This is a genomic window from Paenibacillus shunpengii, from assembly GCF_042684905.1.
GTDB classification, from domain to species: Bacteria; Bacillota; Bacilli; order Paenibacillales; family Paenibacillaceae; genus Paenibacillus; species Paenibacillus shunpengii.
Genome location: NZ_JBHUMJ010000004.1, coordinates 171,056 through 182,906 on the forward strand (window position 1 = coordinate 171,056; position 11,851 = coordinate 182,906).

Sequence of the window (11,851 nt, forward strand, 5' to 3'; positions counted from 1 at the left end):
GTGGTTAAGATGAGTGCCGGACAGGGTAACATACCGGAAAGTGTTATCGAATCAGTGCTGAGTCAACATGATATCGTCGACACGGTAAGTAAGTTTGTACATCTGACCAAGCAGGGTAAGTATATGAAAGGGCTTTGTCCTTTTCATTCAGAGAATACCCCTTCCTTTACGGTTACACCAGAACGCCAAATCTTCTATTGCTACGGCTGCGGCAAGGGAGGCAACGCCATCAAATTCAGGATGGAAATCGAAGGATTAACCTTTCCCGAGGCTGTTAAGACGATGGCAGAAGAGAGCCATATTCCTCTTGGGGAATGGCAAGGGCGTGATGTCGCACATCATAATCCTGAAACAGAACGTTTGCTGCAGGCTTATGAGCTTACTGCTAAATTATACCATTATTTATTGAAGAATACGGAGTACGGTAAGGCAGCAATTGAATATTTGCGTAATCGGGGTATGAATGACAAAGCGATTGACCATTTTCAGATTGGATATGCTCCGGCCGGTTGGAGTACACTTGTGCAGTTTCTCACGAAACGAGAGTTTCCGCTTGCTGAAATGGAGAAGGGCGGATTGATATCAGCCCGAAATGAAGGCGAAGGGTATGTAGATCGCTTTCGAGACCGTGTCATGTTCCCAATTAAGAACAGCAGTGGCAAAATTATTGCCTTTGCAGGCCGAATTATGGGTGATGGCCAGCCGAAGTATCTTAATTCGCCGGAGACGAGGCTCTTTAACAAGAGTCGTGTCCTCTACAATATGGATCATGCGAAGGCTTCGATCCGTAAGAAAGGACAAGCCATTCTGTTTGAAGGCTATGGCGATGTGATCTCTGCTTGGGAGCATGGAATTCAGAATGGGGTTGCCGGAATGGGGACTGCCCTGACGGAAAATCAAGCCCGTATGCTTAAATCTCTCAGTGATGAGGTAATTATCTGTTATGACGGTGATCGCGCCGGTCAAGCTGCCGCACTTAAGAATTTACCGATCCTGGAGTCGGCAGGGATCCAAGCAAAGGTTGCGCTTCTGACAGATGGTTTAGACCCTGATGAATTTATTCGCAAGCATGGCGGAGACCGCTTCACTCATCAGATCATTGAAGGTGCTGTTCCACCGTTAAAATTTAGACTTATAAACTTGAAAAAAAACCATATACTGCTAGAAGAAGGTGGCCGGATTGCTTATTCGCGTGAGGCCATCAAGCTAATTGCTCCACTCTCTTCTCCTACGGAGAGAGAGGTGTATTTGCGGGAGCTTGCTTCCGAAGTGCATGTGGATTTTGAGACACTGAAGCAGGAATGCAATCTCGAAAGGCAGCAAATGCAAAAAAACGAGCATTATGGGGATAATAACGACAAAAGGTGGAATAATGGTAGGCAACAAAATAGGCAGATTCCTACACCTAATTTACTTCCTGCCTATCATACGGCCGAACGAAGGCTTCTGTCCTGGATGCTTCAAGATGATGAGGCGGCCAGATATGTTGGTGAACGTCTTGGTGAAGCCTTTAACATTAGCGATCATGCAGCTATCGCTGCTTATCTATATGCTTATTACGCTCAAGGCAAACCGCCGGATCTAAGGATGTTTATGCTGTCTCTTCAAGACGATCGTCTTGAAAAAACGGTAAGCTCCATTTCCATGATGGATACGCCTGAGCAGTGGGATCACGGAGCACTGGATGATTGTATCAAAGAGGTATTAAAGTATCCGGTATTACAGCAGATCGATTCTAAAAAAGAGGAAATGATTGCTGCCGAACGATCCGGAGACTTTTTGCGTGCAGCACAAATCGCAAGTGAGATTATAACCCTAGAGAGACAATGATTGTAATTATCATACCATGTTTCTAGGGAGGAGGGAGTCGAAGTATGGCGAATGATCAGCATGCTGAACTAGAAACAGAATTGACGCTGGATCAAGTAAAAGACCAGCTGATTGAGCAGGGCAAAAAGAGGTCGTCTTTGAATTATAAAGAGATCATGGAGAAGCTGTCTCCATTCGATCAAGACCCTGAGCAAATGGATGAGTTCTATGAACAACTCAGTGATTTAGGAATTGATGTGGTAAATGAGAGTGATGATGATAACCCACTACGGCCTAATGATGACTCTGAGGATAAAGAGGGTGATGATTTTCATTTTGATGATGATCTGAGTCTTCCTCCTGGTATCAAAATTAATGATCCGGTCCGCATGTATTTGAAAGAAATCGGACGTGTGCCGCTGTTGTCAGCAGACGATGAAGTTGAACTGGCTAAGCGAATCATGAATGGAGACGAGGAAGCAAAACGTCGGCTCGCTGAAGCTAACTTACGTCTCGTTGTCAGCATTGCTAAGCGGTATGTAGGCCGCGGTATGCTCTTCCTTGATCTGATCCAGGAAGGGAATATGGGTCTGATCAAAGCGGTTGAGAAGTTCGACCACAACAAAGGCTTTAAATTTAGTACCTATGCAACTTGGTGGATTCGTCAAGCGATTACGCGTGCGATTGCTGACCAGGCTCGTACAATTCGTATCCCTGTTCATATGGTGGAGACCATTAACAAATTGATCCGTGTATCCAGACAACTGCTGCAAGAGCTAGGGCGCGAACCGACGCCAGAGGAAATCGCGGCTGAGATGGATCTAAGTGTGGAAAAGGTACGGGAAATTACGAAAATTGCGCAAGAACCAGTGTCGCTTGAAACACCGATTGGTGAAGAAGATGATTCTCATCTCGGAGATTTTATCGAGGATCAGGAAGCACTTGCACCGGCTGATGCTGCTGCGTATGAATTACTGAAGGAGCAATTGGAGGATGTACTTGATACACTGACTGAGCGTGAAGAGAACGTTCTGCGTCTCCGTTTCGGGCTTGACGACGGGCGGACACGTACACTTGAAGAGGTAGGTAAAGTGTTTGGTGTAACGAGAGAACGGATTCGTCAGATTGAAGCGAAGGCACTTCGCAAATTGCGTCATCCAAGCCGCAGCAAACGGCTTAAAGATTTCCTTGAATAGTTAGATTAAGGGCCTTCTGCTGTGCTTGCGGCAGGAGGTCTTTTTGTATGAATCAAGCGATTTTTTTCTTTTTTTTGGATATATTTCCTTCGATTTCTTATTACCCATTATTTTAGCTTTTTTTGATGATGATTGCAAACATCGAAACGAGGCAGTGCCTGATTAGTGGGCGAAGTCATCGTTGAGAGATAGATTTGCAGTGATACCATTTAGTATAGAGTTGGGCGGTGCAATGCATGTTGAAATTGTCGAAAAGATTGCAGCTATTACATGATCTAATGGATCCGGGACGGAATCTTGCCGATATCGGTTCAGACCATGCTCTCCTGCCAGTCGCTTGTATTCAAAGCGGTCAGGCGGCCACAGCCATTGCTGGGGAGCTGAACGAAGGCCCATATGAGGCAGCGAAGAGACAAGTGGCAAGCAGCGGTTTACAAGCCAAAATCGAAGTCAGACGGGGAGACGGTCTGGATGTGATTGAGGCCGGCGAAGTGGATACAATCACGATCGCAGGGATGGGCGGCGCACTGATCGCTAATATCCTGGAACGCGGCAAGCCTAAGCTTAAGGGAGTTACACGTCTTATTTTGCAGCCTAATGTTGGTGAAGATATTTTGCGAAGATGGCTGTTCGATAATGACTACGTCATTGAAGCAGAACGAATTATTGAGGAAGACGGCAAAATCTATGAAGTCATTGCAGCTGTACCCGGGTATTTCAGCCACATCTCAAATGATGAAGTATATGAGCCGAAGCTGATCGGCACAGCTGACCATGAGGTTGAGCTGACTTCAAGCGAACTGCTCAAGATGGGGCCATTCTTGGTAGAACAAGGTGGATCTGTCTTCGTTAAAAAATGGGAGCTCGAAATAGATAAGATCCAAAAGGTGCTCGCTTCCTTATCTAAATCTGATCTTCCTGAAGCAAAAGAGAAGGCTGGGGAGCTCCAGCAGGAGTTGAAAAGAATTGTGGAGGTGCTCACATGTATGCAAAAGGACAAACTGTAATCTCTTATATGGAGGAGCTTGCTCCCAAGCATCTAGCCGTTCCTGATGATCGTATCGGTCTTCAGCTCGGAACGCTGGCAAAAGAAATCAAGAAAGTGCTGGTTGCACTTGATGTGACAGATGAGGTCGTTGAAGAAGCGATCCGTTTGGAAGCAGATCTTATTATCGCACACCATGCCATCATCTTCAGACCCCTCAAATCGCTGAATACCGACTCGACGATGGGAAAGCTGTATGAAAAACTGATCAAGCATGATATCGCCGTTTATATTAGTCATACGAACCTAGACGTAGCGGAGGGCGGCATAAACGATTGGATGGCCGAAGCGATTGGATTAAAGGATGTCGCTCCATTAGAAGATCTGCACACCGATCACTTGTCCAAGCTGGTTGTGTTTGTACCGAAGTCTCATCACCAAAAAGTGCTAGATGCGGTGCTGGACGCAGGCGCGGGCTCAATCGGGGATTACAGTCACTGCAGCTTCAATATTGACGGATACGGCACTTTTGTTCCGGGTGATGCTACACAGCCGTTCATTGGTAAGCAAGGGCAAATGGAGCGTGTAGAAGAGGTTAGAATTGAAACGATTGTTCCGCATAGCATTCGGAATAAAGTCGTGCAGGCGATGCTTAAGGCTCATCCCTATGAAGAAGTGGCTTATGATCTGTACCCTATGGATATGAAAGGCAGAACGCTTGGGTTGGGGCGGGTCGGCAAGCTGTCTGAACCCGTTCGGCTCCAGGAGCTAGTGGATAAAGTGAAGAAGCAGTTCGATGTGAAGCAAGTACGAGTTGTCGGCGATCTGAATCGTCAGATCAAGAAGGCCGCTGTGCTTGGCGGATCGGGCAGCCGATATGTGAATCATGCGCTGTTTAGAGGCGCGGATGTCATTATTACAGGCGATATTGACTATCATACCGCTCAGGATGCATTGATGGCGGGGATTGCTATTATTGACCCAGGTCATAATATTGAAAAGATCATGAAGCCCAACACGGTGAAATGGCTCAAGGAGAAGCTGGAGAAAGGCCGCTATGCGACAGAGGTGCATGCATCTGAAATTGATACAGAACCTTTCCAATTTGTATAGACGATTCCAGTAATTTCACTTGAATGATACAGCGAGTCCTAGTATAATATGAATGTTGTCGGAAAGTTTGACAGACAATCGCTGGTGGCCATGTTGCCACGAGAGGAAAGTCCGGGCTCCACAGGGCAGGATGCTGGATAACGTCCAGTCAGCGCGAGTTGAAGGATAGTGCCACAGAAATGGACCGCCGATGGCTGGCTATATGGCTAGCACAGGCAAGGATGGAACCGAGGTGTAAGAGACCCCGAGGAACGCTGGTGACTTCGTTCCTGGTAAACCCCATCTGGAGCAAGACCTAAAGAGACACCGTCTTCCGTAAGGGAGGCAGCCTTAGCCCGAGGTGTGTCTAGGTTGGTCGCTTGAGCTGTTCAGCAATGAATGGCCTAGATAGATGATTGTCGCTTGTGGTGGGAGGGTAGTTCCCGTTATGACCACGAAGAGCACAGAACCCGGCTTACGTAAAACTTTCCAAACTGCAACACAGCATATGCGATGATATAACGGTAATTTGCCTGCCTAGTGCAGGACATATTACCGTTTTTTGTTATGTAGCAGCTCGCCTTTTTCTATGCCAATATGAACGAATAGACGTTTTTCTTAATTATTTGACCTATGGACGAACATCCAAGCCATTAAGGGAGTGAGGAATAGATTATACTATCACTTGAAAAGGAGTTGTTCAATATGTCTCAACGTAGTGGTCATCACATGAAAAAATGTTTTCCTCCTCTTAAGCCTATCGTTTGTGATCCTGTAAATGTAGTGAAAAATCATTATCATCCTCAAATCCAGCCTGTAATTCACCCTGTACAAATCATTAACAAACATCATCCGGTACCAGTTCCAGTTCATGAGTGGGTCGTTGCTGAAACTGAAGAAGTGGTAGGTGGCATGAGCACAGGCATGAATGGTATGAATGGTGTTGCTGGAACAAGCACGATGAACGGTGTAGGCGGCATGAGCACAATGAATCACGGCATGGGTGGCATGCATGGCAAGGGCTGTCATCATGACCGCAACAGAAGAGGCCGTAGATAATTAAACAACGCAAAGAGCAGACGAGATGAACTCGCCTGCTCTTTTTGTTTATTACTTCATAAATCTGTTGATAGTATCTTCAAGCTTGTCGCGAACATTCTGAGGCCATAATTGGAGGGGGGCCTGCTCTCCAGATGCTCCTGCAGCTTCCAGTGCCTTGTACACATCGATCTGACCGTAGCCAAAGTATTTATCGTATCCCGGATCTCCCAGGTCGATGACACTGCTGCGCATCAGATCCATTACTTCTTCGTTAGACAGATCAGGATTATAGGAACGGATCAATCCCGCTAGTGCGGCGACATGAGGGCTTGCCATAGATGTTCCCGACAGGGCAGCGTATTGATTGCCCGGATAGGTGCTGGCAATGCTTGCGCCAGGCGCCATCACATCCACATAATCACCATAATTTGAGAAGTCCGCTCGTTTCATGGATGCATCTGTGGCGGACACGGCAAATACTTCGGGATAAGCAGCCGGGTACCCAGGCCGTTCCGTATTGTCATTACCCGTCGCCGCGATCAGGACGACATCATGGTCATAAGCGTATTTGATGGCATCATGCAAAAATTCAGCATCTGCATAATTACCGAGACTCATATTGATCACCTTTGCTCCGTGATCGGTAGCCCAGATGATTCCCTCAGCTACGGCATAGCTTGTGCCGGAACCGGATTGATCGAGTACCTTAACAGGCATAATTTTGTTATACCAGGTCATGCCTGCGACACCTTCATTGTTATTCACTTTGGCAGATACAATTCCTGCAACATGGGTACCATGCCCGACATCATCATAAGGCTCTGCTTCCCCATCAATAACGTTGTACCCCTCGACCAGCTGCCCTTCCAGATCAGGATGATCAAGATCGACGCCTGTATCAATAACGGCTACAATGACATCCTCACTCCCTTTGGATAACGTCCACCCCTTATTGGTTTCTGTCGCAGGGAGGTTCCATTGATAACGGGAGAACAATAGGTCGTTCGGAATATTATCAGCCAGCTCATTTTCAGGCGCAGTTTCGTTGGTTAAATATAGATAGTGAGGTTCGGTATATACCGGATTCCATTTGTTCTGAAAATAAGACTGAAGTTTAGCAAAATCCATCTTCTTAGAACGAAAAACATACGCCTGGCCAACTTGATGGGTATGATCCAGATCAATATCTTTCTCGATCTGTTTTAGCTTCTCTGATGTTAATTTCTCATTGAATCTAACGACGATCTCATCTTCATAAAAATGACTAGCATTCTGATTATCGTGTCCTGTCTTAACTGTAATATCCTTTAAGGTGTTAGGGAGAACAGATTCTACGCTGTACATGCCCTCTTTGGGATATGGGATCATTCTTAGGTTCCGGCGCTGATGCTCCTCCACATCATTTAGGATATGCTGGCTCATTACTGCGATAACCGCATGCTTACCATCCGAAGAGGGTTCGCCCAGAACAAAATACTTATCCTTATCGAGCGTAAGCGAAGTAGATTCATAGGATTTATGCTTCTGAAGAGCTTGCTTCGCGGAGCCAATGCTTGCTCGAAGCTGTTTGTTCTTCTGTAACGAATCCGCATTCTTCTGAATACTGAAGGATTGCTGCTTGTTTTGCTCTAGATCCATCCAGAGTAAGGTGTGAATGTGACTATGTGTTTTCTCTAATTGATCCATATAAGCTGACAGCTCTTTGTTGTCTGAATCTTTTAATTCTTGCAGTATTTTTTGGAGGTGCATTTGAGCATCCATCCGGGATAAGCGGTCAGTCGCTTGAACATCCTGTGCTTTGATTCGTTGTTTGAGCAGCTGCTCTTGCTGTGGCTCATTAGGGGTCTGCTGCTGGTCAGCGGTATTTTCTTCCCCGGGTAGTAACAGGGTGGTCATTACCAAAACGGCAGCGGCGGCGCCAATTGCCCAGTATGTCCAATTGCTTCTAGCCATTATTTTAGTACTCCTCCTGCCTGTCTATATAGTACCTATAGCGTGAGAAGATGAGGCGGTTTTTATACGAAGGATTTTGCAGCTCTAACTTAAAATAAACAGGGGAAAGGAAATGGCGGCTTTAGGGTTATTTAAGTACCGCTCGTCACATTTTTATGGTAGGATAGAAGCTGAGAAATAATGGTCAGTAGATGTATTTGAATCTTGGCCGGTTATAAGAAGTCTATATGAGGGACTTATTCTTTAAGGGGGAACTACCTTTATGTCAGCAAATGTGCAGAAGTTGTGTGAATCGGCACGAGAGAAATTGAAGCCCGCAATTGAAAAACTGGAAACATTTCTAAACGAAAACTCACTTGCTCAGCTTGCAGCTGACCAGGATCAGGAGACGATTCCATTTTACAAAGGATTTCTTTCCGACCTTCGGCACCTGCTCGTTTTTTCTGAGGTATCGTATGAGAAGCTTGGAACAGCACTCCGTCGTGCCAATTTTGACGTTGATTTTGCGGAAAAAGCATTGTATAACCTTTATCATCAGGGTATCAACAGCTTTTTCTATCCAAAGAATGAATGCTACTCTGAGGATGGACGTTACGCATATACAGGTCAAGATGCCATTCGTTTCCGCATTAAGCCGGTAAGACCTGCTCGCGATATTATTATGGAAATTACGAAGACCTATGAAGAACTGCGTGATGACCTGAATTATTACGAAAGTGACTATCTGACTCAGCGCAGAATGAAGAGCAGAGCTTAAGCGCTGCTGGGTCGATTTTTGAATACAGATTATATCTAAGAGCCGTGTACATTGCACGGCTTTTTTTGTTTGCAAGCAAAAGGCATCCGTGCATAATAATGCTGGAGTATAAGGTATCGGCAATGAGGGTACCATACCATTTGAGGTGATAATAATGACTGTACCCATCGTGAAATGCAGCGTATCGAACTGCAGCTATTGGGGAGAACAAAATGTTTGCAAAGCAGATCTAATTATGATTGACATTGATGCGCATGCCAGAACCCATCTCAAGGAAGAGTATGCTGGAGAAACATTTGATTCCGAACATCATGATTATGCAAGCACTTCCTCGGCGACTTGTTGTCACACGTTTAAACCAAAGGCTTAAGTCATCAGTATTCTGCGGCTTCTAACCTGACAGGCTCTAATGCTTCGGAGGTGCGAAAATGGACAAACCGAACCAAGAAAACAAAGTAAAGGGAAGCCGAGATCGTATCGATTTTCCTCGCAAAGAGCATCATGAGCACCAAGAGGAGTACGCAGCGGAGATCAGCCCTTTAGTAAGTGCAGATTCTGCTGGGACAACTTCGAGGGCTCGTGAGCGTGATGAAGACACAACCTCTAAACGAATAGGATATCTGGCTCTTGCCGTATCCATTGTGTCCTTGTTTTTATGGTCTTATGTGGTAGGTGTCATAGGTATCGTTCTCGGGTATTATGCCTTCAGCAAAGGGAGACGTACAGCTGGCGGCTGGGCAATGGGCATCGGAATTGCGGCTTTGGTAAGCTACGCGTTCCTAGTGATGTTCACTTACTATTAGTAAAGTAATGCAGGCAGCTCTTCTATCATGTGGGGCTGCCTGTTTAGTTTATTTATATCAGGAAAAACAAGACTTGGCATGCAGGATGGCAATTGTTACAATAGATCAGTGAATGAAACAATATCAATAAATTTAGATATAGGTAGCGAGTATATTGGAGGCCTGTTTACATATGCAAATCGATTCTGTAGGAAAATCGCTGTGGTATGATGTTTCCTCTTCTTCAGAAACAAGTTCCAGATCAGCGGCAACGACGACTTCTGCACCTGAATTCTCGGAGATATGGGCTGAAGTCAACCGAGATCCATCCACTGATCGTCAAGGAGATAAAGGCAGTAACAAATCTTCTATGTCTACAGACGGACTGCTCTGGATTAACCTCAGAACCGGTAAAATATCCGGCGGCCCAAGCGATATAAATAAAAATGCGAATTTGAATGCAAGTACTGTATCCTCTTCGAATTTAGGGATCTCTTCATCCTCACAAGTGCAGCACTCACAGCTTGGAGGAACGGTTACTGCCTATGAGTCCATGATTCAGGAAGCCAGTGAGAAATATGGTGTACCTGTATCCCTTATTAAGGCGGTTATCGATACAGAGTCTGGATTTAATTCGAACGCAGTATCTGGAGCCGGAGCCAAGGGTCTGATGCAGCTTATGGATGGAACCGCAGCAGGATTAGGCGTAACGAATCCATTCGACCCTGCGCAGAATATCGATGCAGGAACAAGGTATTTATCATATCAGCTTGAACGGTTTGACGGGCAAGTGAATCTTGCTCTTGCTGCTTACAATGCAGGTCCAGGCCGTGTAGGCCAGCTTCAGGTTACGACGGATGAGCAGCTGATGAATGTACTCCATTTATTACCTAGGGAAACGCAGGACTATGTTGCTAAAATAGAAAAAGCAGAAGCGAAATATAGAGCATAAACAGCATATATTTCAGTCCTTTTGCTGATCGGATCTGAACAAAAGATCAACGTGGACAGTCGGTATGAGGCATCAGCTGACGAGTCCATTATTGATCTTTTTCACGTTTAAGAAAGGAGGCAGACAAAATATGCTTTACTTTGATTATGCGGCTTCAGCACCGCCATATGAAGATGTGATTCGAACTGTGTCAGAGGTAATGAAGCTGCATTATGGGAATGCCTCCTCCATTCACGCATACGGAGAGAATGCAGGACGACTATTGAATAAATCTCGTTCCGTTTGCGCCGAGGCTTTGGATGTCAAACCGGATGAAGTTATCTTCACATCTGGAGCCACGGAGAGTAACAACCTTGCAATAAAAGGAACAGCGTTACGTTATCAATCCCGCGGACGGCATATTATAACGACCAGGACAGAGCATGCGTCTGTATATGAGAGCATCAAGTTTTTGTCCGAAATCGGTTATGATATTACTTATGTGCCGGTGGATGAGATGGGCAGAGTGAAGACAGAGGATGTCCTAGATGCGGTTACCAAAGAGACAATTCTTGTAAGTCTGATGCATGTAAATAATGAGACGGGAGCCGTGCATCCTGTCGTTGAAATAGGGCAGGCTCTTAAGCAGAAGCACCCTAAGATTGTGTTCCATGTCGATGGGGTTCAGGCTTATGGTAAAATTCCTGTTCAATTGGCAGAGTCTGGAATTGATCTATACAGCATCTCAGGACATAAAATCCGAGGACCCAAGGGCGTTGGACTCTTATATATTCGTTCTGGTCTGGAGCTTACTCCCTTAATGTCTGGCGGTTCACAGGAGCAGGGGATGCGTGCGGGAACAGAGAATATTCCGCTGATCGTAGGCATGTCCAAAGCCATGCGTCTTGCCCGGGAACGTCAGCCTGAGCTGAACACACACCTCAAAAAGCTGCAAATCCTGCTTCTTGAGGAAATAAGACTACATCCGGAGTGGGTACTGAACAGCTCAGAAGAAGGTACCCCGCATATTGTACATTTCTCTTATCCCGGCATGAAGGCCGAAGTGATGCTGCACGTATTAGAACAGCTGAATGTCATTGTTTCCACTCAATCGGCATGCTCGTCCAAACAAGCCATTCCAAGCCGGGTGCTGCTCGGAATGGGCAAGTCAGAGGCGATTGCTGACAGCGGGATTCGAGTTAGTCTGGGAGATCAACATACAGAGCAAGATATATTACAGCTGATTCAGGCGATGAGACAGATGAAGGAAAGGCTTGCTTCTTTTGAAGGGTGGAATAGGTAAAC

General features: G+C 45.8%; 11 protein-coding genes and 1 other RNA gene. 11 read left to right on the forward strand and 1 reads right to left on the reverse strand.

What is annotated here, in order from left to right; translation table 11 throughout:
• Positions 1 to 9 precede the first annotated feature (9 nt).
• The 6 genes from dnaG to ACFSVM_RS17145 all read left to right on the forward strand — a co-directional run bounded on the left by dnaG (position 10) and on the right by ACFSVM_RS17145 (position 6,141).
• A complete protein-coding gene (gene dnaG, locus ACFSVM_RS17120; protein ID WP_090725382.1) occupies positions 10 to 1,830 on the forward strand; it encodes a DNA primase in 1,821 nt (606 codons plus the stop codon).
• A gap of 44 nt (positions 1,831 to 1,874) precedes the next feature.
• Positions 1,875 to 3,005: an RNA polymerase sigma factor RpoD gene (gene rpoD / locus ACFSVM_RS17125; protein WP_047910833.1), complete on the forward strand. Its 1,131-nt coding sequence runs from the start codon at positions 1,875 to 1,877 to the stop codon at positions 3,003 to 3,005.
• Between the two features lie 236 nt (positions 3,006 to 3,241).
• On the forward strand, positions 3,242 to 4,012 hold the full coding sequence (locus tag ACFSVM_RS17130) for a tRNA (adenine(22)-N(1))-methyltransferase (protein WP_305954042.1): 771 nt from the start codon (positions 3,242 to 3,244) through the stop codon (positions 4,010 to 4,012).
• Positions 3,988 to 5,103 carry a Nif3-like dinuclear metal center hexameric protein gene (locus ACFSVM_RS17135; protein WP_379263595.1) on the forward strand — a complete coding sequence of 372 codons (1,116 nt, stop codon included), beginning with the start codon at positions 3,988 to 3,990 and terminating at the stop codon, positions 5,101 to 5,103. Before ACFSVM_RS17130 ends, ACFSVM_RS17135 begins: the two co-directional genes overlap by 25 nt.
• Positions 5,104 to 5,165: 62 nt before the next feature.
• Positions 5,166 to 5,575, forward strand: an RNA gene (rnpB, locus tag ACFSVM_RS17140) — RNase P RNA component class A.
• Between the two features lie 212 nt (positions 5,576 to 5,787).
• Entirely contained in the window at positions 5,788 to 6,141 is a 354-nt protein-coding gene (locus tag ACFSVM_RS17145; protein WP_047910835.1) for a hypothetical protein, read from the forward strand.
• A gap of 51 nt (positions 6,142 to 6,192) precedes the next feature.
• Here the strand turns inward: ACFSVM_RS17145 and ACFSVM_RS17150 are convergent, their stop codons facing one another.
• Positions 6,193 to 8,076, reverse strand: a complete 1,884-nt coding sequence (locus ACFSVM_RS17150) for a S8 family peptidase (protein ID WP_076313266.1) — start codon at positions 8,074 to 8,076, stop codon at positions 6,193 to 6,195.
• A gap of 262 nt (positions 8,077 to 8,338) precedes the next feature.
• On the opposite strand from ACFSVM_RS17150, the gene ACFSVM_RS17155 reads away from it, so the two are divergent.
• The 5 genes from ACFSVM_RS17155 (at position 8,339) to ACFSVM_RS17175 (ending at position 11,849) form a co-directional block, all read left to right on the forward strand.
• The gene (locus ACFSVM_RS17155) at positions 8,339 to 8,833 is read left to right on the forward strand and encodes a YpuI family protein (RefSeq protein ID WP_047910837.1); all 495 of its coding nucleotides are present in this window, start codon (positions 8,339 to 8,341) and stop codon (positions 8,831 to 8,833) included.
• Between the two features lie 154 nt (positions 8,834 to 8,987).
• Complete coding sequence (locus tag ACFSVM_RS17160) at positions 8,988 to 9,203, forward strand: DUF1540 domain-containing protein (protein WP_090725384.1); 216 nt, start codon at positions 8,988 to 8,990, stop codon at positions 9,201 to 9,203.
• 58 nt (positions 9,204 to 9,261) lie between these two features.
• The gene (locus tag ACFSVM_RS17165) at positions 9,262 to 9,636 is read left to right on the forward strand and encodes a hypothetical protein (protein ID WP_076313264.1); all 375 of its coding nucleotides are present in this window, start codon (positions 9,262 to 9,264) and stop codon (positions 9,634 to 9,636) included.
• Positions 9,637 to 9,808: 172 nt separating this feature from the next.
• Positions 9,809 to 10,567: a lytic transglycosylase domain-containing protein gene (locus ACFSVM_RS17170; RefSeq protein ID WP_379263599.1), complete on the forward strand. Its 759-nt coding sequence runs from the start codon at positions 9,809 to 9,811 to the stop codon at positions 10,565 to 10,567.
• A 130-nt stretch (positions 10,568 to 10,697) separates the two neighbouring features.
• A complete protein-coding gene (locus ACFSVM_RS17175) occupies positions 10,698 to 11,849 on the forward strand; it encodes a cysteine desulfurase family protein (protein ID WP_076313262.1) in 1,152 nt (383 codons plus the stop codon).
• Positions 11,850 to 11,851: the final 2 nt, after the last annotated feature.